The sequence below is a fragment of the Bradyrhizobium sp. SZCCHNS1022 genome (genome assembly GCF_032484835.1).
Classification (GTDB): Bacteria; Pseudomonadota; Alphaproteobacteria; order Rhizobiales; family Xanthobacteraceae; genus Bradyrhizobium.
The window spans coordinates 282506-306009 of the sequence record NZ_JAUETT010000001.1 but is presented as its reverse complement, the minus strand read 5'-3'; the positions used below and the strand labels follow the sequence as shown (position 1 = coordinate 306009).

Sequence of the window (23504 nt, the reverse complement as noted above, 5' to 3'; positions counted from 1 at the left end):
CCGCCTCCGTCCCTGCCGCCTCGGGCTGTCGCACTCATGCGGCACGCGCGGACGGCGTTTGCCCATCTGTGCGTTGAATGAGCCAGGCATCCGCGGCAAACATGGTTCCGCGACCGGCGGAATGTCATTGCGCCGCTTGCGTCGATCTGGAATGCATCTTGTTCGCCGACCGTCGAATTCTCGCCGCGCTCATCGTGCTCGCCATCACCCAGCTCATCGGTTGGGGTACGCTCGGCCTTCCCGCCGTGCTCGGCCGCGAAATGGCGGCCGATCTGCACATGGATTTGACGGCGATATTTGCCAGCACGTCCGTGCTCTATCTCGCGATGGGACTGTGCTCGCCGCTGTTGGCGCGGCCGTTCGTCCATTACGGCGCCCGGCTGGTGATGATGGCGGGTACGGTGGTCGCGGCGCCCGGTTTTGTCCTGCTGTCGGCAGCGCAAGGGCCCGTCGCCTATTATGCGGCCTGGCTGCTGCTCGGCCTCGGCGGCAGCGCCACTCTGTCGACGGCCGCCTATATCGTCCTGAACGAGATCGCAGGTCAGAAGGCCAGAGGCGCGATCGGCGCGTTGATGCTGGTCACGGGCCTGTCCGGCAGCATCTTCTGGCCGACCACCGCGTATCTGGCCGGCCTGCTCGGCTGGCGCAGCACGTCTCTCGTTTACGCAGCCTTGCTGCTCGTGGTCTCGCTTCCGCTCTATGCGTTCGCGCTGCCGCGGCGGCGCAAGGAGCAGCCTGCATCGGGCGCAGGGGAGGCGACCGCAACCGCCGCGGCTGCGCCGGCGCGGAGCACGTTCTATCTGCTGGTCGCCGCGATCGGCCTCAATGCCTTCGTGGCGTTCGGCCTCAGCGCCGTGCTGATCGAGTTGCTCAAGGCGGAGGGGCTGACGGCGTCGGAGGCGATCAGCTTCGGTGCGATGCTCGGGGTGATCCAGGTCAGTGCTCGCGCGTTGGATTTCCTCGGCGGCGGCCGCTGGGACGGTATCACCACCGCTCTGGTGGCCGGGCTCGCGCTGCCGGTGGCGATGCTGCTCCTGATGGTCAGCGGCGGCTCCTATCTTGCTGCCGCGACGTTCATCCTGCTCTATGGTCTTGGCAGCGGTGCGCTGGCGGTGGCGCGGGCCACCATGCCGCTGGTGTTCTACGACAAGGCCGAGTTCGCCAAGGCCAGCGCGCGCATCGCCCTGCCGCTCAACCTGCTCTCCGCCATATCCGCGCCGATCCTGGTCGGGTTGCTTACGCGCCATGGCAGCAACGCGCTGCTTGCGCTGGTGCTCGCCTGTTCCTGCGCCTTGCTCGGGATTCTGCTGTTGTTGCGGCGGCGGCGACCGGGCCGCAGCGCTGATGCCGTCATGACGTGATTGCGCACTGGCCCTGACGGCGGCGGAATGCGTGTGGGCCGGCCTCCCCGGCATCTGCCTGCGCTCCCCTCCCGCGCGCCGTGACCACACAGCGATACTTCGGTCCATATCGAAGCCTGAATGCGTCGAGCTCGGCTATCTCGTCTCCCGCCAACCACAATGGGAGATATGTCGTGACCGCCTCGACCGTTGCAGATCTGCAGAATGAGCACCTGTCGATCTCGCCCTCCGTGCTCTATTTCGGAACGCCCGTCGTTCTGGTCGTCACTCGCAACGAGGACGGCTCGCCCAATATCACGCCGATGTCGTCGGCCTGGGCGTTGGGCTCGCGCGTGGTGCTCGGCTTGTCTTCGGCAAGCCAAGGCGCCGCCAATCTGCGGCGCGAGCGCGAATGCACGCTCAATTTCGCCTCGGCGGATTTGTGGTCAAAGGTCGAGAAGATCGCGCGCGGCACGGGGAAAGACCCGGTGCCTGCCTTCAAGCAGGCCATGGGCTTCGGCTACATGGCCGACAAGTTCGACGCGGGTGGATTCACGCAGGTCCCGTCGCAGCGGCTACGAACGCCGCGTATCGCAGAATGTCCGTTGCAGTTCGAAGCCAGTCTCGTCGCGATCCATGGCGAGGAGGCCGACCCGAGCCCGGCGTCGCAGAGGGCCTTGATCATCGAATGCGAGGTTGTGCGCGTCCACGCCCATCATCGCATCGTGGTGCCGGGCACGAACCACATCGATACGCGGCGATGGAATCCGCTGTACTACGTGTTTCGCCACTACTTCGGCGATGCGCGCGATCTGGGCCGCAATTTCAGGGCGGAGGCCTGAGCAGGCAGGGGACGACGATCCCGAGTGCCCTTGAACAGGCATGACCCCAGCGTGCATGATTGCATGACCATGCGCCGTACACGTGGAGGCGGATGCTGCGCCAGCGCGACGCCCGCATGATTCCTCGGAGCTGTCTGGATGCAGGAAATACTCCCTAGACGTTTCGCCGGCCTCGGGCCGTTCTTCGTCCTGGTGTTTTGCTGGAGCTGGGCTTTCTGGATACCGGCCGCGGCATCGGGCGTCAGTGTGCAGACGAACTTGGGTCGGCTGCTTCTCATGCTGGGGTTGCTCGGGCCGACGCTGGGCGGCATCGGATTCACATATTTTACCCAAACTGACGCCGATTGGCATGACTACTGGGCGCGCGTGTTCGACGTCGGCCGCATCCCGGCGAGATGGTATGTGACAATTCTTCTGTTTGCGCCGTTGCTGTTTACGATCGCCGTGCTGCTGGATCTTGCCTCCGGCGGCAGCGATGCCATCGCGCAAATCAGCAAAGCATCGACATCGCTTTTATCCGCCCCGTCGACGATCGTTCCTTTCTTGCTTGTCACGCTGATCAACGGTCCGATCCCCGAGGAGTTGGGATGGCGCGGATATGCCCTGGACCAGCTGCAGACACGCTGGAACGCCTTGGCGGCGAGTATCATTCTCGGCGTGGTCTGGACGATATGGCATCTTCCGCTGTTTTATTTCGAAGGCATGAAACACGACGTCGGCATACAGTCGCAGTGGTTTTGGCTTTTCGTCCTGCAGACGATACCGGTCACGGTCATATTCACGTGGATCTTCAACAATACGTCTCGTAGTACGCTGGGCGCGATCCTTTTTCATTTCATGGCGAATCTGACGGCCGAATTGGCCAACAAGACGGATCGGACGAACCTTTATGCGACGGTATTGTGGATTGTTGCAGCTGTCGCAGTGGTGTCGTTCAGTGCGCCGGCACGCCGATAAAAATCATCCATGCCGTCGAGCGATCGACCCGGCTGCGTCGTCGCGCGAACCGCCTCGATAGCTCGCTGACGGCTGGCGCGTCTGGGATACGGGTCCGGCTACGGTGGGGAGCGGACTGCCTGGCGGGCAAATCACTTGTGCGATTTGCCGGTCGAGCGGGGGTCTCGAAGTCCGAAAAGCAGATCGAATTCACGTTCTCGAAAAACCGATTTCGCGAGGTCTTTCAAATCGGTCGCCTCGTCCGGTCGGCATTGCGAGAATATTCCTATTTCGTTTTTGCAGAATTCGTGCTTCCATAGTCTTGTCCGGCCTCGATCAAGAGGGACGTATCGCGATCGTCACGAAACGTTGGAGGCGGGATGCGATGGCCGCGCTGCTGCCGCAGCACGCTCCTTGCGTGCGGACGAACGGTAGTGCGCGGACGTGAAGTCGCAGCGTCCCGATACCCCGACGCTGGTATCACCGCGCAACGCGCGTAACGCGTTGTCGCACACGCGACGAGGCTTCGCCTCGCGCGGAGGTGGCCAACAAGCCCGGCGCACCAGGGAGACTGCGTATAAGCGTGAAAACCGTCGCGCAGGGAGGGCCGGGTCGTCCGGCTGGACCTGTGGTACCTGCCGCCTGCATTTTTTTTCGCAGGCGGGCCACGGGCCTCAGTCGAGGCCCGGCCTTCCCTGCACCCTCTGCTATCGAGAGGGGCAAAAGATGAGCAAGACTCGGGCGTTGATCGCGTCGCGAGATGAGTTGCGCTTGCGCCGAACGGCTCGTGTAACGAATCGGTGTGTGCGGCAAAGTCTTCGGTGCACTCGCTGCACCGAACTACGACGGATTTTAATAATCAAACCTCCGGTAGCTACGTATAGCAATCTATTAAGTTGAAGTTGATACGGTCGCGGCCTGCACGACATGGGAAGCTGGACAAGATAATGCGACACCTCACCATCTATCAGCGCCTTGCGACCATTATTGCGGTCCTTTCAATTGCCCTCTTTGCCGTTTCCGCCATGCAGATCCTGCTGCTCCGCGATTCCGTGCTGGAGGAGCGGCGGACCATGGTGCGCAATCTCGTGGACTCCGCGGCCAAGGTTTTGAGTTACTATGATACCGAAGCCAAGTCGGGCCGGATGGAACCGGATCGCGCGCGCCAGTTGGCCTTCGCAGCGATCGGCGCCATGCGCTGGGGACAATATGCCGATTATCTTGGCGTCTACGGCACCGGCCCGTCCGACGCCGGCGTGACCTATGTTCACGCCAATCCGAAATACATCAACGTCAATCGCTGGGACTTCAAGGATAACACCGGCAAGCTCCTGATTCAGGACATCGTGCGCACCGCACGCGCCGGCGGCGGCTTCGTCGAATATATGGCACCGCGCTCCGGCGGCGGCGGCGAACTGCCCAAGCTTTCCTATGTCGGCGCCTACGGCAGCGGCGACAAGATGCTGGCGCTGCAGGCCGGCGTCTACATCAACGACGTCGATGCGGTCGTCTATGAACGCGCGCTGTGGGCCGGGCTCGGCGGCTTGGCCGGGTTGGTGATTGCCGGCATCATCGCCTTCTGGCTGGGACGCGGCATCGTCGGCCCGCTCGATACGACCTGTGAGGTGATGGACGAACTCTGCAAAGGCAACCTCGACTTCGAGGTTCCGTTCGTCGATCGCAAGAACGAGATCGGGCGGATGGCGCGAAGCCTGCAGGTCTTCAAGGACCATCTCGCCGAAAGCGAGCGGCTGCGTGCCCAGCAGGAACAGAGCAAGACCCAGGCTGCCGAGGAGCGGCGCGCGGTGCTGGCGCGCATCGCCGACGAGTTCGAGCGCTCGATCGGTGGCGTCATCCAGGGCACCGCAGCCGCTGCCGGCGAGTTGCAGAGCTCGGCATCCTCGATGTCGAGCATCGTCGAAGGCACCACGGCGCAGAGCGCCAACGTCGCCTCGGCTGCGGAACAGACTGCGAAGAATGTGCAGACCGTCTCGGCCTCGGCCGAGCAGCTGTCGTCATCGATCCAGGAGATCGCGCGGCAGGTCACGCAGTCTTCCACCATCGCGCAGAATGCGGTCGGCCAGGCCACCCGCACGGAATCGATGGTCGAGAAACTGGTGCACGCCACCCAGAAGATCGGCGAGGTGATGGCGCTGATCCAGACCATTGCCGGCCAGACCAACCTGCTGGCGCTGAACGCAACCATCGAATCGGCGCGCGCGGGCGAGGCCGGCAAGGGCTTCGCGGTCGTCGCCAACGAGGTCAAGGCGCTGTCGGCTCAGACCGCGAAGGCTACCGAAGAGATCACCAGCCAGATCGAGGCCATCCGCGACGCGACCGGCGCCACGGTGAATGCGATCCGGGACATCGGCGCCACGATCGGGCAGATGAACGAGATCACCGAAGCCATCGCCGCGGCGGTCGAGGAGCAGGGCGCGGCGACCAAGGAGATCGCGCGCAGCGTCCAGCAAGCCGCCGAGGGCACGCAGGGCGTCATGAAGCACATCGTCGGCGTGCGCGAGGCCTCGAGCCAGGTCGGGGCGGCGGCCGCGCAGGTGCTCAGTGCTGCCGGCCAGCTCGGGACGCAATCCGCGCAGCTGAAGAACGAGACTGGACGCTTCCTCGGCAACGTTCGCGCGGCCTAGCCGCGTTGCGTTGTTTGATACGTCAATCAGACGGAGCCGGGTGCGAGCCCGTCAGAGCGCGCTGCTGTCGGCGTTGGGATCGAGCGACGGCGCCAGCATCGTGATCGCGTTCGGCACGGTAGGCTGCTTCTGATAAAGGTAGAACGCCATCAGCGGCAGCTGTTGATTGCTCGGCAACGGCTTCAGCAGCATGTGCGCGATCAGCGCGGCTTCAGGATAGAGGCCGGCCCAGCCGGCGAAGCCCGAAGCCAGGATCTCGAGCGCGAGGATGGTGGTCGCGATCTGGACGAAACCGTCATTGGCGCGTTTGGCGCTCCGCGACATCGAGGCCTGCTTCAGCAGCTGCCGCAGCTCGCTCTGGCTCTCTATGAAAGGACCAAGGCCGGACTTCCACAACAGATCAGCCAGCGCGGCGTAGCCGTGAACGCGATGGTAGCTCTCGATCAGCGACCTGCATTGTCTGTTGAGACTGGCCGGCACGATCGTCAGATCGATGCGATCGATCTGATCTATCCTCTCGAGTTTCACTTGCAACACGATCCTGACTGCGATCGCCTGGTTCGGTCGCGACGGCCCGAAAGCCTCCGCGCAAGCGACTGCGCCGATATAGTCGCATTCGCGAGCAAAGTGAATTTCGGCGCGCGATGAAATCGGACAATGTCGCGTGACTGCGCGGAAAAGACACAGGGCAGCGCAGTGTTACTGCGTGTAGTTCGCCTTGGTTTCGCAATTCGGAACTGCCGCGCGCTGCCTGCAGCGCAATGAGTACCGTGTCACATCGTTGTCATCTCGATCAGCCGGTCCAGCAATGCAGCTTGCGCAGGATTGATGCGCTCGCGGGCCTCCGCGAGGTCGAACCACGTCGCACGATCGACTTCCGGAAAGCTCTGCATGCGGCCGCTTCGCGGCGGCCACTCCATCTCGAACTGGTTGCTGCTGATCGCAGTGGTATCGAGGTCGGTCTGGGCAGCGAAGGCCACGACGATCTTGCCGCCGCGCTGCTTGATCTCGCCGAGCGGGAGCAGCGGGACGCTGAGCTCAGTCCCGAGCTCTTCGGCGAACTCCCGCCGTGCGGCGGCCTCGGCCGGTTCATCGGCGGCATATTCGCCCTTCGGAATCGACCAGGCGCCAAGATCCTTGTAGTGCCAGAACGGCCCGCCGGGATGCACCAGGAGCACCTCGAGCGCCCCGGAGGTCATACGATAGGCAAGTACGCCCGCGCTGCGCGCCGGCATCGCTTAACGCAGCTTCTGCTTGGCGGCGGCGACAAGGTCGCGCTCCCAGCCGAATACGGAGCGGCCGTCCAGTTGGGGCGAGGCGGCGCGCTCGGTGGCGATGAAGGCGTCGAGGCTTGGGCCGGTCGCGGTGCGCTCCAGCCGGCGCGCCTGATCGTCGAGCCGCTTCAGCGCACCCAGCGTCTCGTCGCGGCCGAGCTTGGCGTTCGTGACCGCCGACTTCAGCACCCGGATGGTTTCGTCATAGACCTTGATCGGCACCGGATAGGGATGGCGGTCCTTGCCGCCATGGGCGAGCGAGAAGCGCGCCGGATCGGTGAAGCGATAGGGCGCGCCGTGCACGACTTCGGCGACCATGGCGAGCGAACGCACGGTGCGGGCGCCGACCCCGGGCGTCAGCAGCAGTTCGGGGAAATCCGCCGGCCCGCGCTCGGCGGCGGCGGCCAGCGTGCCGTGGAGGCGCCGCGCGAATACGTCCTTGGGGCGGACGTCGTGATGGGCGGGCATCACCAGATGCGGCAGCACGCCTTGCGCCGGCGGCGCTGCGTTCATCCGCTCGAATTCGCCGACGATGCGGTCGGGGCCGAGCTCGGCCAGCAGATCGAGCTGGGCGATGCGTGACGGTTCGGCGCGGTGATCGGTCAGGTTGACGATCTCGCCCTGGCTCGGCCCATCGATGGCGCTATGCGGGGCATCGACGAAGCTTCTCAGCGCCTCCGAATGCCAATGGTAGCGGCGGGCCTGGCGCTTGTCGCCGTTCATGCCCTGCTGCACGACGCACCATTTGCCGTCGGCGGCCAAGAAGAAGCCGTGCAGATAGAGATCGAAGCCGTCCTGCACCGCGGCGCTGTCGACCTTGGCGACCAGCCGGCTGGTGCGGACCAGATCCTCACCATCGAGGCCGAGCTGTTCGCTCCAGCCCGTCAGCTCGTCCGGCGTCTTGCGCGAATGCTCGCCCCGGCCGCCGCACACGTAAATGCCGAGCTCGCCTTGCAGCGGCTTCAGCCCGCGCTTCAACGCGCCGATCACGCTGGTGGTGATGCCCGATGAGTGCCAATCCATGCCCATCACGGCGCCGAACGACTGGAACCAGAACGGATGCGACAGCCGGGCCAGGAAGTCGTCGCGTCCGTAATGATGCACGATCGCCTGAGTGATGATGGCGCCGAGTGAGGCCATCCTTACGCCAAGCCAGGCGGGGACGCGCCCGGAGTGGAGCGGAAGGTCGGCGCTGCCGGTGCGTTTGGCCATCGTGTCCTTGCAAAAGGTTCCCGTCGTCTCAATGTATCAGAACAGACGCGCGCGTTCGCGACAAGATTTGAGCCGATGGAATGGACCCAGCGCCGATAACCGAACCGGTCTTTTCGCCGCCTTATGCGGAGGACGATGTCGCCATCGCCGAGCGCCTCCTGCGTACCCAGGATCGGTCGGACCTGCCGCGGGTGAAAGCCACCGCCCGCCGCCTGATCGAGGGCATCCGCACCAAGGCATCGCGGTTCGGCGGCATCGACGATTTCCTGCAGGAATACGCGCTCTCGACCGATGAGGGCCTGGCGCTGATGGTGCTCGCCGAGGCGCTGTTGCGGGTGCCGGGCGATGCGACCGCCGATCGGCTGATCGAGGACAAGCTCGGGCACGGCGACTTCCTGCATCACGAGGTGAAGTCGCACACGCCGCTGGTTGCAGCCTCCGCCTGGGCGCTGGGCCTTGCGGCCCGCGTGATCGCACCGGGCGACACGCCGGAAAGCGTGGTGGCCAATCTGGCGCGGCGATTGGGATTGCCGACCGTGCGCACCGCCGCGCGCCAGGCGATGCGGCTGCTCGGCAGCCATTTCGTGCTCGGCGAGACCATCGAGCAGGCGCTCGATCGCGCCAATTCAAGCAGCGGCCGCCTTTTCCGCTATTCTTTCGACATGCTGGGCGAGGGCGCCCGCACCGCCGCCGATGCCGAGCGTTATCGGCATTCTTATGCGGCGGCGATCGCGGCCATCGGGCAGGCGGCCGGCAATGCGAAACTGCCGGACCGGCCGGGCATTTCGGTGAAGCTGTCGGCACTGCATCCGCGTTATGAGGAGATGTCGCGCGAGCGCGTCTTGCGCGAGATCGTGCCTGTCGTGATCGAGCTCGCACGAGGGGCCAAGGCATACGACCTGAATTTCACCGTCGATGCCGAGGAGGCGGACCGGCTGGATCTATCCATGGCGGTGATCGTGCGCGTTGTCGCCGATCCGTCGCTCGCCGGCTGGGATGGCTTTGGGCTTGCCATCCAGGCCTATCAGAAGCGCGCCGAGAAGGTGATCGGCTTCATCGCCGGCCTCGCCGAAGGGCAGAGGCGGCGCTTCATGGTGCGGCTGGTCAAGGGCGCTTATTGGGACACCGAGATCAAGCGCGCGCAGGAGCGCGGGCTGGACGACTATCCGGTGTTCACCCGCAAGGCGATGACCGACCTGAACTATCTCGCCTGCGCGCGCCAGATGCTTGCCATGCGTGCGCGCATTTTTCCGCAATTCGCCACCCACAACGCGATGACGGTTGCGCATATTGTTCACGCCGCGGGCGACGGCGCGGGCTACGAATTCCAGCGGCTGCACGGCATGGGCGAGGCACTCTATGCGACGCTGCGCGAGCTGCACCCGGCCATCGCCTGCCGCACCTATGCGCCGGTCGGCAAGCATCGCGATCTCCTGGCCTATCTGGTGCGTCGGCTGCTCGAGAACGGCGCGAACTCGTCATTCGTTTCGGTTGCCGCCGATCCGAACATTCCGATCGACCAGCTCGTAGCCAGCGAGGCTGAGATCATCGGCAATGCGGGGGCCGCGCGGCATCCGACCATCCCGCGGCCACGCGATCTCTACGAGCCCGAGCGCCGAAACTCGCAAGGTGTGGAGCTCGGCCATCACGGCTCGCTCGCAGCCTTGCGGGCCGAAGTCGCGCGTGCGGGAGGAACGCCGGCAAACGCGGCGGCTATTATCGATGGACGGAGCGAGCCCGGCGCCCCGCGCATGGTCGCGAGCCCGTTCGATCCGGCGGTGGCCGCCGGGACGGTCGTGGAGGCTGACGCCGCGATTGCCGATCGCGCCGTCGCTGCGGCCGTGGTCGGCTTTGATGCATGGAGTCGGATTCCCGCTGGGCAGCGCGCTCAAGCGTTGCGGCAAGCCGCGGATCTGATCGAAGCGCGGCGCGCGCGGCTGATTCATTTGCTTGCGGTCGAAGCCGGTAAGACCCTCGATGATGCAATTGCGGAGGTCCGCGAGGCGGCCGATTTCTGCCGCTACTATGCGGCCGAAGGCGAGAAGCTGTTCAGCGTGGAGCTCGATCTGCCGGGGCCGACCGGCGAGGCGAATAGGCTGTCGCTGCGCCCCCGCGGCGTGTTCGTTGCGATCTCGCCGTGGAATTTTCCGCTCGCGATCTTCATCGGCCAGATCGCTGCGGCGCTGATGGCGGCCAATACAATCGTTGCCAAGCCGGCCGAGCAGACACCGCTGATCGCAGCCGAAGCCGTGCAGATCATGCACGCGGCCGGCATCGCGCCCACCGCGCTGCAACTGGTTCCGGGCGATGGCACGATCGGCGCGCAGCTGGTCGCGCATCCGGCGATAGCGGGCGTCGTGTTCACCGGCTCCTATGAAACCGCGCGTGCGATCAATATCGCCCTCGCTTATCGTGAGGGACCGATCCTGCCGCTGATCGCGGAGACCGGCGGCATCAATGCGATGCTGGTCGATTCCACCGCGCTGCCCGAGCAGGTCGCCGATGACGTGCTGACCTCGGCGTTTCGTTCTGCCGGGCAGCGCTGCTCGGCGCTGCGGCTGCTCTGCCTGCAGGATGACGTCGCCGATGTCGTTATCGAGATGATCATAGGCGCGGCGCGCGAGCTTGCGATCGGCGATCCCCGCGATGTCGCGACCCACATCGGCCCGGTGATCGATGCCGAGGCCAAGGCGCGGCTCGAGGAGCACATCGCGCGCATGAAGGCGACGGCGCGGGTGCATTATGCAGGCGTGGCGCCGTCGCGCGGCTCGTTCGTCGCGCCGCATGTGTTCGAGCTGCGTCGTGTCGAGGACCTGGGCAAGGAAGTGTTCGGGCCGGTGCTGCACGTCGTCCGCTATCGCGCCGACCAACTGGATCAGGTGCTGGAAGCGATCAAGCGGTCGGGCTATGGCCTGACTTTCGGCTTGCATTCGCGCATCGGCGAGATGATCGAGAAAGTGTCGCAGCTACCGATCGGCAACGTCTACGTCAATCGCAACATGATCGGTGCTGTGGTCGGCGTACAGCCGTTCGGGGGCTGTGGCCTGTCGGGCACCGGGCCGAAGGCCGGCGGCCCGCATTATCTGGCGCGCTTTGCCACTGAGCAGACACTGACCATCAACACGGCGGCGGCGGGCGGCAATGCGGCGCTGGCCTCGCTCGGTGATCGCTGATGTGGATGTCCGAGCAGGTGTGGAGTGTTCCTGAGAGGCGGACTGCCTCACGGCCCCGCTGTCGATGCGGACTGGACGAGGAGATCGATCCAGTTCTTCAGGAGCAGTGTCGCGGCCGTTCCGGCGGCAAGGTCAGTGCGCAGCTTCAGCCCCGGCAGCTCTGCGGCGAGGGTGGGGTCGCGCCTCGCCCGTGCCCGGAATTCGAAGCGCCTCAGCACCTCCTCCGTCGCCGTATCGAAATAGGATGCGGGAATGTTCGGGTAGTCGTCGCGCTCCCCCGAAAGATAGCGCGCGATGTCGCGCATATATTCCCGCTGCAGCGACAGCGCATCGTATTCAGGATGGCCTTGGAAGAAAATGAAGCGGCTCGGCATGTCGCGCACGAAAACGTCGACGCCGACCTGGTCCGATCGCGTCAGGACCCGATAGCCGCAATGCACGAGATCCTGCTCGTCCACCGCGTTGAGGCGAGAATGCGAGACCTTGAGCGCCGACCGTATATTCTGCGTCATCTGGTCTTCGGCCACCTTGGCGCAGTCATAGACGCCCGAACACTTGGCGCCGAGCGGCCGCCGCGCGATGCCGTCGAGATGCAGCACGGCGGCATGGGCGGCGAGGCAGGACCAGATGGTCGAGCGCGTATTTGTCTTCGCCCAATCGACGACCGCCGCAAGCTCCTGCCAATAAGGCTCCTCACGCAGGTCGTCCGCGATCGGTTCCGCGCCGGTCACGATGAGCCCATCCATCTGCGCTCCATCGAGATCGGCGATGTCGGCATAGGTGCCTGCGATATGCGTCTGCGCGGCCGGGGAGCGGGCAATCGAGGGCAAGGCGAAGCAGCGGAACCGGATTCGCACGCGTGGCGGGGCGGCGGTCTCGAGCAGCCGCACAAACTGCCGCTCGGTCGCCTTCAACGCGCCGTCCGGCATGTTGTTGATCAGCCCGATCGTCAGTTCGACCGGCTCGCCTGAACGCCCGTCGCCATCGGCGCTGGCAGGCGCAGCTGTGGAGCCTGCGATCGAGCGGTGCCGGTCGAACAGCAGCGTCATGGCCTTGCGCTATTCAGCCGCCGCCGGTCGGGCCTGTTGTGAAGCCGCTTGGCCCAGCGCCTGGTCGAGGTCCTCGATGATGTCGCTGATGTGCTCGATGCCGATCGACAGCCGGATGGTTTCCGGCAACACGCCGGCTTTGCGCTGCTCCTCAGCCGACATCTGCCGGTGCGTGGTCGACGCCGGGTGGCACGCCAGCGACTTGGCATCGCCGATATTGACGAGGCGTGTAATCAGTTTCAACGAGTCGTAGAAGACCTTGCCCGCTTCGAGGCCGCCCTTGATGCCGAACGTGAACAGCGACGATGCCCTGCCGCCGAGATATTTCTGCACGAGCGGATAATAGGGACTATCCGGGAATCCCGCGTAGTTCACCCACGCGACGCGCGGATCGTCACGCAGGAATTCGGCGACTTTCTGCGCATTCTCGACATGGCGCTCCATCCGCAGCGCCACCGTCTCGATGCCCTGCAGCAGCAGGAAGGCGTTGAACGGCGACAGCACCGCGCCCATCGTGCGCTGATAGACGCTGCGCGCCCGCTGGATGAAGGCGCTTCTGCCGAAATGATCGGTGTAAACCAGCCCATGATAGGACGCGTCGGGTTGGCTGAAGGCGGGAAAGCGGTCGGCGTGCTGCTTCCAGGGGAAATTGCCGCTGTCGACGAGCATGCCGCCGAGGGTGGTGCCGTGGCCGCCCAGAAATTTGGTCAATGAATGAACGGCGATATCGGCGCCGTAATCGAACGGCTTCAGAAGGATCGGCGTCGCCACGGTGTTGTCGACGATCAACGGCACGCCGTTGCGGTGAGCGACCCTGGCGAGGGCCTCGATGTCGCAGACATTGCCGGCCGGATTGCCGATCGTCTCCGCAAACACCGCCTTGGTATTTTCATCAATGAGCCGTTCGATCGCATCGGGCTGATCGCTTTCCGCGAAACGTCCGACGATGCCCTGGCGCGGCAGAATGTGGCCCAGCAGCGTGTGCGTGGTGCCATAGAGCTGAGGCACGGAGACGATGTTGCCACCATGGTCGGCAAGGTTGACGAAGGCAAAATGCAGCGCCGCCTGGCCGGTCCCGACGGCGAGTGCGCCGACGCCGCCTTCCAGTTCGCTGACGCGCTTCTCGAGCACCGCTGTGGTCGGATTGGAGATCCGGCTGTAGCGATACCCCTCGGCTTCGAGATTGAACAGCGCGGCGCCATGGTCGGCGCTATCGAAGGCGTAGGCCGCGGTCTGGTAGATCGGAACGGCAACCGCCTTGGTGGTCGGGTCGGCCTCGTAGCCGGCGTGAATGGCAATGGTCTCGCTGCGCATCGTCGAACTCCGCTTCGCGCGTTGCATAGGCCGCCGAGATGCAATCCGCGCTTCTTGCCTTGGTAGAGGCGAGGAGTGAAGCGGACAATAATTCGCGACAACAACGACAAAATAACCCTAACAAACTCCAGCGCGGCGCCACGTTCGCCGAGGGACTCCCGCCGAAACCTAATCAATTCATCGGCGGTATTCCCTGCAGCTGCCTGACCTGCTCTCCGAGTTGGGTCAGCGCAGCCTGTGCCTGCGGCAGCAGTGCGCCCATCGCATGGAAATTGTGGACCATACCGTCATGGCACACATGCGCGACGGCAACGCCCGCAGACGTCAGCCGCTGCGCATAGGCATTGCCTTCGTCGCGCATCGGGTCGAACTCGGCGGTGTGGATGATCGCCGGCGGCAGGCCGGCAACGTCAGCGGCGCGCAGCGGCGATATCCTGGGATCGGCAAGATCTGCGCCAGCCGGCAGGTAATCCGAAAGATCGGATTGCAGGGTTGTCCGGTCGATCAGATAGCCTTCGGCGAAGGCGGCGCGCGAGGCTGACGCGCCGGCGAAGTCGAGCACAGGGCAGATCAGACACTGCGCCGCAATGGAGACAGCCGCGGTTTGTCGCGCCTGCTGGCAGACGACAGCGGCAAGCGCGGCGCCAGCGGAATCGCCCCCGACCACCAAGCGGCGGGCATCGATTCCGAGCGAAGCAGCGTTGCGCCAGATGAACGCGGTGGCGGCGATCGCATCCTCGATGGCCGCAGGGAATTTGTGTTCGGGAGCCAGGCGATAGTCGATCGAAATCAACCGGCAGCCGATTGCAAGCGCGAGCGCCGCAGAGAACCGGTGATGGGTCTCGATGCTGCCTGCCACCATGCCGCCGCCATGAAAGAAGACGAAGCCGGGAAGGGGCTCATCCACCCGATCGGCCGGCGTATAGAGCCGATAGCAAAGCTGGCTGACGGGACCTGGCAGTGTGCCGTCTACCGTGGTCACGCGGTCGAGATCGGCGCGTGCGAACTGCATCAGCTTGGCCAGCGACTGCCTGCGCTCGTCAGCCGATGTCCGCTGCCGCGTGGCGGGGGAGCCAGCAGCCATCATTGTGAGCAGGCGCTGAGCACGGGGATCGAGAGGCATGGCGGATCCGGTGAAGAAGAGTCCGCATCCATTCTGCCGGTCAACCGTGAATCGATCGTGAGCCACGCAGGCTAGACAAGCAAATCGTTAAAACATTCGCGCGAGAAGTGATGGAAAGCGCGTCAAACCTCTTTGCGAGGAGCCATCATGAGCCACATCGTCAAGCCGGTCAGCTATTCGCAAACCTGGACCTTCTTTGAAGGAGAATGGCACGAGGGCAATGCCCCGATCATGGGCGTGCGGACGCACGCGACGTGGCTTGCCTCCACCGTGTTCGACGGTGCGCGGGCCTTCGAAGGCGTGACGCCGGATATCGATCGCCATTGCGCCCGGGTCAATCAGTCCGCAACCAATTTCCGGCTCAAGCCGGTGATCGATGTCGAAAGCTGGATCGGGCTCGCGCGCGAAGGTATCGCCCGGTTCAGCCCCAATGCCGAACTGTATATCAGGCCGATGTATTGGGCACAGCACGGCGCCGGCGGTGGTGTGCTGTTCGATCCCGAGACCACCAATTGGTGTCTCTGCATCTATGAGGCGCCGATGCCGCAGCCGACCGGTAACGCCATCACGCTCTCACCTTTCCGCCGCCCGACGTCCGAATGCGCGCCGGTTGACGCCAAGGCGGCGTGCCTGTATCCGAACAATTCACGGGCGCTGCTAGATGCCGCCTCTCGGGGCTTCAACAATTGTCTGATGCTGGATCTGCTCGGCAACGTCGCGGAGTTCGGCAACGCCAACGTGTTCATGGTCAAGGACGGCGTGGTGTATACGCCTGCGCCAAACGGCACGTTCCTCAACGGCATCACCCGGCAGCGGATCATCGAGCTGTTGCGCAGCGACGGTGTGGCTGTGGTCGAGACGACGCTGCGCTATGAGGACTTTCTCCAGGCCGATGAGATCTTCTCGGCCGGCAATTTCGCCAAAGTGGCTCCTGTGATCCGGATCGACGACCGGAGCCTTTCGATCGGGCCGATCTACAGCCGGGCGCGCAAGCTGTACTGGGACCACGCGCATGGAACGAAGCTTGCTGCGTAGGGTCACGGCCCATACACGACCAGTTCGGTATCGCTGAGGTCGCCCAACCGCGGGCGACGTGGTCCCTTGAAATATTTCCGGCCGCGCCGCTCGGTGTAGAGGCCGACCAATCCGAGCAGGGGACCATTGGCATCGATCAGGACCGCGATCTTTGCGCGCTTGGCCAGGAACCGGCCGATGGCACCGGCACAGGCCGCGTAGTCAGCGACATCGCGACAATAAACCAGCTGCATGGCCGGCAGAGGAATCAAGCCGCGGCGCATCCTGGCCGGCTGCAACACGAACGGAATCGTGCCGCGCTCGGAGCGAACCACTATGCTCAGGCACCGGTATCGCGCGTGCCGGAGCAGAAGTGCCGCCTCATCGGCGGGCAGGCCGTCAATCATGGCGGAATCGCTGCTCACGATCTCGACGCGCGCCCCTCGTCCCGTGGGCGACAAGGCCGGGACCGAAAGGAAAAGCCCTTTGCAATAGGCGCGAAAGCCCTGCGCCTCGATGATCGGCCAGGTCGTGCGCGCGGCGCTGATATTGACGTAGCTGACGTGACCAAGCCGCTGTGCGATCTTGGTCAGCATCGGCGCATAGTTGCGGAACGCAGGCGCGACGTACCAGCTCGACAGGTTGCACCAGATTTGCGGCTGCGCCTGGGATTTGCGTTCGGAGTAGATCAAGAGCAGCGCGCCGACCGGCGTGCCGTCGTGGTCCAGCATATAGCCGAAGCGCGGATAGCCCGCCGGGATCTCACGCGCAGCCTGGCGATGCAGGCCCTCCAGCCAGTAGCTGCGCCGTCGTCCGGAGAAGCCCCGCGTGAGCAGATCCGCGACCGCTTCGAGATCGGCCGGCGTGATCTCCCGGCAGCGGATCGTGGGTTTCAGCGAACTCATCTGGCGGCCGCGCCAACGACTGTATTGCGAGCATTGCGTCGGCGAATGTCAGTCCGTACTCGTCGTCTGCGGCTCCAGACCTAACATCTCGCGGATGTCAGACGGCCACCGGCTGAGGTCGGTGCCGTGAATGTGGAACATCGCAACCGCCAGACGGTCCATTCCGAACGCCACACAGCCTGTATGCGCGGGCTCGCCGTTTGCATCCGAAATACCCCAGGTCGTGCCGAAATGATCACGATGGTAGTTGAAGCTCATACAGGCGGTCGGCTGCGCTTCGGAGCGCAGCGGCACCAGCAGTTCGAATTTCAGCGATTGCTGCTTCTGGCTCACCGCCTTCATCTGGCCGACACGGCCGAAGAAGGGATCGCTGGCCTGATCGACTTGGAAGGGCAGGCCGAGATCGCGGGCGATCGCCTGCGCGCGGACCATCCAGCGCTCGCGGAAGCCGGAGACATCGTCGGGAGTGCCGATGCAGACATATTCGCGCATTCGGAACGACTGCAGCCGGTCGAGGTGCCGCGACGGCTCGCGGCGGAAGCAGTCGGCTGCGACATCGAAGCGAAGGCCGTTCTCGGGGAGCGGGCCGCGGCTCGCAGCGATCGGATAGACCGGATAGCAAGCGGCCGGCGAGAGCACGAGGTCGGCCGGCGACAACGACGTGGTCCAGTCGCCGCCTGCCTCGAAGCGGCTGACGGCGGCATTGATGTCGCGCTCGGTGCCGTGCAGGCCGCAGACGCAGCCGAGCAGATTGGGAAAGCTCTTGAGGTAGCCGGATTTCTCCAATTGTGCGCGGCTCATCACCGGCGGGAAGCGCATCACCTCGGTGCCGGGTTCGCGGTGGCGTGTGATCAGTGCGGCCAGACGTTCGACCACATCCTCATAGAGCGCAGTCCGCGCATAGACGCCATCAGCGCCCATCCGGTGGAACAGCTTATCGGCGAGGTGATCCAACGGATCAGCCGGCTGCGGCGCAACTTCTGGCGATTGCCGCAGGACAGGGATGGTCATCTTGAAAGGTCCTAATGCAAAGATCGGGCTTGAAATGGGAATCGTCAGTCGTGCAGCGAGGTGGGAATGGCGCTCATCAGGCTCGATGTCGCGACGTTGGCGAGGATGCGGTCGTTGTTGATCATGATCGGTGCAGACAGCACGTCACGCAGGTGGCGCCCGATCGTGAATTCGCCGTCATTGCGATAGCCGGACAGGCCGCAGGCGCGCATTGCCCGCATCACGGTCTCGACCGCGAGTTCGGAGGTCTCGACCTTGAGCAGGGTGATCGAGGACTGGAAGTCCAGTGAGGTCAGTGCGCGCTCGTCATGTTCGCGGGCCATGAAGGCATCCATATTGGTCGCGATCAACGCGCGCAGCTTGGCAAGGGTCATCTTGGCGGCGGTGAAATGCGCTGCGGCGGGCGGCGTCTGGCCGCCGGCGCTGCGTGCCGCCTTGCGGATGAAGCGTTGGGCGCGCTGGACGGCAGCGGCCGCGACTCCGGCCCAGGCCGACGACCAGGTCAAATGCGCGAACGGCGTCATGGTCTGGGTGTGAATGCGGTCATAAGGTTCGGCGAACATGCGATCCGCGGGGCAATGCACCTTCAGTTCGAAGCCGGTCGAGCAGGTGCCGCGCATGCCGAGCGTTTCCCAGCCGAGTGTCGACTTCAGCGAATAATCGTCCCGGGTCAGGGCCAGCAGCACCTGGTCGGATGCGGCAGCATCATCGGCGCGCCGCGCAATCGTGACCAGTCCGTCGGCTTCCGCGCCGTAGGAGATTACCGTGGCGTCGCGGAGCAGGCTAATCTCGTCGCCGCTGCGGCTGATCGCAGCGGCGCTGGCGCGGATGTTGCCGCCATTCTGGCCCTCGGTGGTCGAGGACGCCAGCAGGAGCTGTTCGGAGGCGACACGCCGCATCAGGGCTTCCATGTAAGGGCTGCCACGGCCGTGCCGAACCAGGCACGCCACCTTGGTCTGATGCATCGCGAAGATCATTGCGGTGGAAGCGCAGGCGCGGCCGAGCGTGTAGCAGACCTCGGCGATATCCTGCACCGAAGCGCCGAAGCCGCCGAACTCGACCGGGATCTGCATTCCCAGGAGCTTCTGCTGGCGCGCGGCATCGATCGCAGCCTTGGGAAAGCGCCCCTGCCGATCGACCTCGTCCGCTTCCGCCGCGGCCTGTGCGGCAACCGCCGACATCCGTTGCAGGAACAACGAGCCGCGATCGTGCAGCAGATGTCCGCCGTCACTCGGCGTGGGGTGATGAAGTGCGGTATCCTGGACGTTCATGACCCGATCTGGCCTCCGATTGCCGGCACTGGAGCTCAGCGCCGGCATCCGCGGGGACGCCAAGCCGATACTCGGACCGCTCATTGTTGCTCGTCAGCGTATGGATTTGATTCAAATACGTCGACGAAATTCAGGGTAAACACGATCTAATCCGGGCGCGGCGGTTAACTTCCGGTTCTTTCGCTTCGGCAAATTGTCACCAAGATGTTAGCCTTAAGATCAAATGCGAGAGAAAGCCGCCACGCGCGCGGCTGATTTTACAACATGGTCGCGTTATTTTCGGGTGGGCATACCGCGATAGATTTTCGGAAATTGTGAGAGTTGAGAGGGCGTATATGCAAGGGGCGGAAACCGATGTTCGCAGCAGGATCGTGGCGTTGGTGCGCGGGATTCTCGCGCAGAACTCCATTTCGGCCGAACTCTCCCCCGAAGTGCTGCTGGTCGACGCCGGGCTCACCTCGATGGACATGGTCAACCTGATGCTTGCGGTCGAGGCCGAGTTCGACTTCACCATTCCGCAAGAGCAGATCACGCCGGAGAACTTCCAGTCGATCGCAACTTTGGAGCGGCTGGTCTCAGGCCAGTTGCAGGCCGCCACCGCTGTCTGATGCGCTCACGAGGGTCACATCTTCGGGTGGACCTCTCGCCGCCGGTTCTCAAATCCGATCAAAGCTGGCATAGCTTATCCCCGGACGTGAGATGGGGTGAGCATGACAAAGTCAGTTCTCGGCATTATCGGCGGGTCCGGGATTTATGATCTCCCGGGACTTGAGAATGCACGTGACGAGGTGATCGCCAGCCCTTGGGGCGAGCCCTCTGCGCCGTTGCGCCGAGGCGTGATCGCCGGCCTGCCGATCGTCTTCCTGCCGCGCCATGACAAGGGCCATCGGCTCTCGCCCTCGGACATTAATTATCGGGCCAACATCGACGTCCTGAAGCGGGCCGGCGTGACCGATCTGGTGTCGCTGTCGGCGTGCGGATCGTTCAAGGAGGATCTGCCGCCCGGCACATTCGTGCTGGTGGATCAGTTCGTCGATCGGACCTACAAGCGCGAGAGCTCCTTCTTCGGCAAGGGCTGCGTCGCCCATGTGTCGATGGCGCATCCGGTGTCGCCGCGATTGCGCATCCATCTGGCCGCAGCGGCGGAAGCGGAAGGCATTCCGATCGGGCGCGGCGGCACCTATGTCTGCATGGAAGGTCCACAATTCTCGACCTATGCCGAGAGCATGACCTACAAGGAGCTTGGCTATTCCGTGATCGGCATGACCAACATGCCGGAGGCGAAGCTCGCGCGCGAAGCCGAGATCTGCTACGCGACCGTGGCGATGGTCACGGATTTCGACTGCTGGCATCCGGACCACGACGCAGTGACCGTGCAGGACATCATCCGCGTGTTGACGACGAATGCGGAGAAGGCCAAGGCTCTCGTTGCCCGGCTCGCGCAGGAATTCCCGCGCGAACATGAGGCCTGTCCGATCGGCTCGGACCGGGCGCTCGATGCGGCGCTGATCACGGCGCCGGAGGCCCGCGATCCTGAACTGCTCAAGAAGCTCGATGCAGTGGCAGGACGGGTGTTGCGGAGCCAGCCCTGAGAGGAGGACGCGCGGATGAAGGTCGACGGCAGGCATTACCGCAGTATCTGGCTCGACGCCGACGGCTGGTCGGTCGCCGCCATCGACCAGCGCCGGCTGCCGCATGAATTCGTCGTTGCTAAGCTGACCACCTGCGAGGAAGCTGCGGAGGCGATCCGCACGATGCTGGTGCGTGGGGCGCCGCTGATCGGCGCCACGGCCGCCTTCGGCATGGCGCTCGCCATGCGTGACGACCGCTCCGACCAGGCGATCGACCGTGCCTACCAGATGCTGCTGGCGACGCGGCCGACCGCGATCAACCTGAAATGGGCGCTCGACACCATGGCCGCGATGCTGCGCCGGCTGGCGCCGTCGGAGCGGCAAGGCGCCGCCTATTCCCGTGCTGTCGATATCGCCGGCGAGGATGTCGTCATCAATCAGGGCATCGCGCAGCACGGCTTGGAGGTGATCGAGGCGATTGCCGCGCAAAAGAAGCCGGGCGAGCCGGTCAATGTACTGACCCACTGCAATGCCGGCTGGCTCGCGACCGTGGACTGGGGTACGGCGACCGCCCCCATCTACCTCGCTGCTGATCGTGGCATTCCGATCCATGTCTGGGTCGACGAGACCAGGCCACGTAACCAGGGCGCCTCGCTGACCGCGTGGGAGCTCGGCCATCATGGCGTCGCGCACACCGTCATTCCGGATAATACCGGCGGGCACCTGATGCAGCACGGCATGGTCGATCTTGTGATCGTCGGCACCGACCGCGTTGCCGCCAATGGCGACGTCTGCAACAAGATCGGCACTTATCTGAAAGCGCTGGCGGCGCACGACAACGGCGTGCCGTTCTATGTCGCGCTGCCGTCGCCGACCATCGACTTCGCGGTGGCCGACGGCCGGCAGATCCCGATCGAGCAGCGCAGCGCCAGCGAGGTGACCGATATGACCGGCCGAACCGCCGACGGGCGGATCGAGACCGTGCGCATCGTGCCGCCGGGATCGCCCGTGGCGAATTACGGTTTCGACGTGACGCCGGCGCGGCTGGTGACCGGCCTCATCACCGAGCGCGGCGTGCTGAATGCGGATAGCGCCTCGCTCGCGGCCGCGTTTCCGGAGCGGGCGAAGCAGAGCAACTATTAACCCTTCGTCGTTGCGAGGCGCGCATGCGCCGACGCAATCCAGCCTCTTTGTGTGACGCTGGATTGCTTTGGTTCGCTCACAATAACGCAGGACTAGCTCAGCTTCATCCCCGTTGCGGTCTCGAGCTCTGCGATCGCCTGAGCCGCGTTCGTAACCTTGATCGTGGTCATCCCCATCTCGCGAGCGGGCTTCAGATTGACGCCGAGATCGTCGAGATAGACGCAGCGTTCGGGACGAACCCCGAGCGCCTCGGTCATCATCTGGTAGATGCGCGGATCCGGTTTGCGCAGCCCGATCTTGGCGGACTCGATCACATGGTCGAACAGCGCCATCACCTCGGCGACATAGAGCGAGCGCCCGGCCTGGCTGCCGATCGCATTGGCCGGCAGATTGTTGGTGATACAGCCGGTCTTGAACTGCTCGCCGATGCGCATCAGCGCCTCGACCATGTCCGGGCGCAGGTCGCCCGCAAGCAGCGGCAGCACCTCCCTGCCGCGCACCGCGGCGCCGCCGAGCGCGAGCGATTCCTCCGCGAACAGGCGGTCGAAGGCGTCGAGATCGATCTCGGCGCGTTCGAATTTCGCCCAGGCGTTTTCCAGGTGATTGGCGGCGTTGGTGTTGCGGATGATGTCGGCAGGATAGCCGCATTCCTGTTCGAACCGGGCGAACGCCTCAAAGGGCGAAGTCGTCAGCACCCCGCCAAAATCAAAAATCACCGCCTCGACCATCATTTCCTCGCCGATTGTCCTGCAGCGACATCGCTAGCACGCAGCGTACTGCTTGGCGATATCGGCGCCAGACGCTATGGCTGAATACGATGAAGCTCGTCCTCAGAACCGCAGCCGTCTTGCTGCTCGGCATCTCTCCGGCCGCCGCCATCGTCGGCGGCGCACCGTCTTCGAACGATGCCGTCGGCCGTTCAGTCGTGACCATCGTCGGCTCGCGCGGTAATTTCTGTAGCGGAGCACTGATCGCGCCGAAGCTGGTGCTGACGGCCGGGCATTGCGTACAGCCCGGTGCCGACTACCGCATCGTGGAATATGATCGCGAGCGCAAGCCGCAGCTCAAGACGGTCCGACGCGTCGCGGTTCATCCCGCCTTCAACATCCAATCGATCCAGGCGCATCGTGCGACCGCCGATGTCGCGCTGTTGGAACTGGATGCACCGGCCAGGGATCGCTCGCCCGCGATGCTCGGCGTCCCGCAGCTTCCGCTCGATGCCGGCAATGCCTTTGCCATCGCAGGCATCGGCGTCACGATCAGAGGCGACGGCAAGAGTGGCGGCGTGGTTCGAACGGCGTCCCTCGTCGCCACGGGCAAACCCGGTAGCTTGCAGATCAGGCTGGTCGATCCGGTGACACAAGGTACGAAGCCCGGACTCGGTGCTTGCACCGGAGATTCCGGCGGACCCGCGTTCGAGCAGCAGCAAGCGGGGCCTGCCGTGATCGGCGTCATTTCCTGGTCCACCGGCCCAAACGTTACCGACGGCTGTGGCGGACTGACCGGCGTGACGCCGCTGACATTATACCGGGACTGGATCATGCAGACCGCGCGGCAATGGGGCATGCCGCTCGACGGAAATTGATGCGGATCGAATAGTCGGACCGTGCGCGGTGATCAGTTGACCGAACGCGCAATCGGGTCCAGCCTGAAGGCTGAGGAAACCAAGCCAAAAATCAAG

The 23504-nt window shown here is 64.4% G+C and carries 20 protein-coding genes; 10 read left to right on the top strand and 10 right to left on the bottom strand.

Annotation, left to right across the window (positions count from 1 at the left end):
* Positions 1 to 158 precede the first annotated feature (158 nt).
* The 4 genes from QX071_RS01365 to QX071_RS01350 all read left to right on the top strand — a co-directional run bounded on the left by QX071_RS01365 (position 159) and on the right by QX071_RS01350 (position 5763).
* Positions 159 to 1361, top strand: coding sequence for an MFS transporter (locus QX071_RS01365; protein WP_315702643.1), 1203 nt, complete (start codon positions 159 to 161; stop codon positions 1359 to 1361).
* A 173-nt stretch (positions 1362 to 1534) separates the two neighbouring features.
* Positions 1535 to 2182 (top strand): flavin reductase family protein, encoded by a 648-nt coding sequence (locus QX071_RS01360; RefSeq protein ID WP_315702644.1) that lies wholly within the window; start codon positions 1535 to 1537, stop codon positions 2180 to 2182.
* Positions 2183 to 2320: 138 nt separating this feature from the next.
* A complete protein-coding gene (locus QX071_RS01355) occupies positions 2321 to 3139 on the top strand; it encodes a CPBP family intramembrane glutamic endopeptidase (protein WP_315702645.1) in 819 nt (272 codons plus the stop codon).
* A gap of 926 nt (positions 3140 to 4065) precedes the next feature.
* Positions 4066 to 5763 carry a methyl-accepting chemotaxis protein gene (locus QX071_RS01350; RefSeq protein WP_315702646.1) on the top strand — a complete coding sequence of 566 codons (1698 nt, stop codon included), beginning with the start codon at positions 4066 to 4068 and terminating at the stop codon, positions 5761 to 5763.
* 51 nt (positions 5764 to 5814) lie between these two features.
* Here QX071_RS01350 and QX071_RS01345 read toward each other — a convergent pair whose 3' ends face one another.
* From QX071_RS01345 to QX071_RS01335, 3 genes are all read right to left on the bottom strand, one after another.
* Entirely contained in the window at positions 5815 to 6291 is a 477-nt protein-coding gene (locus QX071_RS01345; protein ID WP_315702647.1) for a hypothetical protein, read from the bottom strand.
* Positions 6292 to 6536: 245 nt separating this feature from the next.
* Positions 6537 to 6998 (bottom strand): NUDIX domain-containing protein, encoded by a 462-nt coding sequence (locus tag QX071_RS01340; protein WP_315702648.1) that lies wholly within the window; start codon positions 6996 to 6998, stop codon positions 6537 to 6539.
* Positions 6999 to 7001: 3 nt separating this feature from the next.
* On the bottom strand, positions 7002 to 8249 hold the full coding sequence (locus tag QX071_RS01335; RefSeq protein WP_315702649.1) for a DUF763 domain-containing protein: 1248 nt from the start codon (positions 8247 to 8249) through the stop codon (positions 7002 to 7004).
* Positions 8250 to 8329: 80 nt separating this feature from the next.
* Here QX071_RS01335 and putA point away from each other — a divergent pair, with 80 nt between their 5' ends.
* Positions 8330 to 11422 (top strand): bifunctional proline dehydrogenase/L-glutamate gamma-semialdehyde dehydrogenase PutA, encoded by a 3093-nt coding sequence (putA, locus tag QX071_RS01330; RefSeq protein ID WP_315702650.1) that lies wholly within the window; start codon positions 8330 to 8332, stop codon positions 11420 to 11422.
* A 47-nt stretch (positions 11423 to 11469) separates the two neighbouring features.
* Here the strand turns inward: putA and QX071_RS01325 are convergent, their stop codons facing one another.
* The 3 genes from QX071_RS01325 to QX071_RS01315 form a co-directional block, all read right to left on the bottom strand.
* Positions 11470 to 12471: a homoserine O-succinyltransferase gene (locus QX071_RS01325; RefSeq protein ID WP_315702651.1), complete on the bottom strand. Its 1002-nt coding sequence runs from the start codon at positions 12469 to 12471 to the stop codon at positions 11470 to 11472.
* A 9-nt stretch (positions 12472 to 12480) separates the two neighbouring features.
* Positions 12481 to 13785 carry an O-acetylhomoserine aminocarboxypropyltransferase/cysteine synthase family protein gene (locus QX071_RS01320; protein ID WP_315702652.1) on the bottom strand — a complete coding sequence of 435 codons (1305 nt, stop codon included), beginning with the start codon at positions 13783 to 13785 and terminating at the stop codon, positions 12481 to 12483.
* A gap of 172 nt (positions 13786 to 13957) precedes the next feature.
* Positions 13958 to 14908 carry an alpha/beta hydrolase gene (locus tag QX071_RS01315; protein WP_315702653.1) on the bottom strand — a complete coding sequence of 317 codons (951 nt, stop codon included), beginning with the start codon at positions 14906 to 14908 and terminating at the stop codon, positions 13958 to 13960.
* 147 nt (positions 14909 to 15055) lie between these two features.
* Here QX071_RS01315 and QX071_RS01310 point away from each other — a divergent pair, with 147 nt between their 5' ends.
* Entirely contained in the window at positions 15056 to 15943 is an 888-nt protein-coding gene (locus QX071_RS01310) for a branched-chain amino acid aminotransferase (RefSeq protein ID WP_315702654.1), read from the top strand.
* Between the two features lie 2 nt (positions 15944 to 15945).
* Here the strand turns inward: QX071_RS01310 and QX071_RS01305 are convergent, their stop codons facing one another.
* The 3 genes from QX071_RS01305 to QX071_RS01295 are packed head-to-tail and all read right to left on the bottom strand — an operon-like array spanning position 15946 to position 19109.
* A complete protein-coding gene (locus QX071_RS01305; RefSeq protein ID WP_315702655.1) occupies positions 15946 to 16827 on the bottom strand; it encodes an acyl-CoA acyltransferase in 882 nt (293 codons plus the stop codon).
* Between the two features lie 48 nt (positions 16828 to 16875).
* The gene (locus QX071_RS01300; RefSeq protein WP_315702656.1) at positions 16876 to 17838 is read right to left on the bottom strand and encodes an amino acid--[acyl-carrier-protein] ligase; all 963 of its coding nucleotides are present in this window, start codon (positions 17836 to 17838) and stop codon (positions 16876 to 16878) included.
* Between the two features lie 44 nt (positions 17839 to 17882).
* Positions 17883 to 19109: an acyl-CoA dehydrogenase family protein gene (locus QX071_RS01295; protein ID WP_409977462.1), complete on the bottom strand. Its 1227-nt coding sequence runs from the start codon at positions 19107 to 19109 to the stop codon at positions 17883 to 17885.
* 335 nt (positions 19110 to 19444) lie between these two features.
* Between QX071_RS01295 and QX071_RS01290 the strand changes: the two genes are divergently transcribed.
* From QX071_RS01290 to mtnA, 3 genes are all read left to right on the top strand, one after another.
* The gene (locus QX071_RS01290) at positions 19445 to 19717 is read left to right on the top strand and encodes a phosphopantetheine-binding protein (protein ID WP_315702657.1); all 273 of its coding nucleotides are present in this window, start codon (positions 19445 to 19447) and stop codon (positions 19715 to 19717) included.
* 102 nt (positions 19718 to 19819) lie between these two features.
* Positions 19820 to 20701, top strand: coding sequence for an S-methyl-5'-thioadenosine phosphorylase (locus QX071_RS01285; RefSeq protein ID WP_315702658.1), 882 nt, complete (start codon positions 19820 to 19822; stop codon positions 20699 to 20701).
* Between the two features lie 15 nt (positions 20702 to 20716).
* Positions 20717 to 21823 carry an S-methyl-5-thioribose-1-phosphate isomerase gene (mtnA, locus tag QX071_RS01280; RefSeq protein ID WP_315702659.1) on the top strand — a complete coding sequence of 369 codons (1107 nt, stop codon included), beginning with the start codon at positions 20717 to 20719 and terminating at the stop codon, positions 21821 to 21823.
* 92 nt (positions 21824 to 21915) lie between these two features.
* Here the strand turns inward: mtnA and QX071_RS01275 are convergent, their stop codons facing one another.
* Positions 21916 to 22554, bottom strand: a complete 639-nt coding sequence (locus QX071_RS01275; protein ID WP_315702660.1) for an HAD-IA family hydrolase — start codon at positions 22552 to 22554, stop codon at positions 21916 to 21918.
* Between the two features lie 86 nt (positions 22555 to 22640).
* On the opposite strand from QX071_RS01275, the gene QX071_RS01270 reads away from it, so the two are divergent.
* Entirely contained in the window at positions 22641 to 23408 is a 768-nt protein-coding gene (locus tag QX071_RS01270) for a S1 family peptidase (RefSeq protein ID WP_315702661.1), read from the top strand.
* The last annotated feature ends 96 nt before the right edge of the window (positions 23409 to 23504 follow it).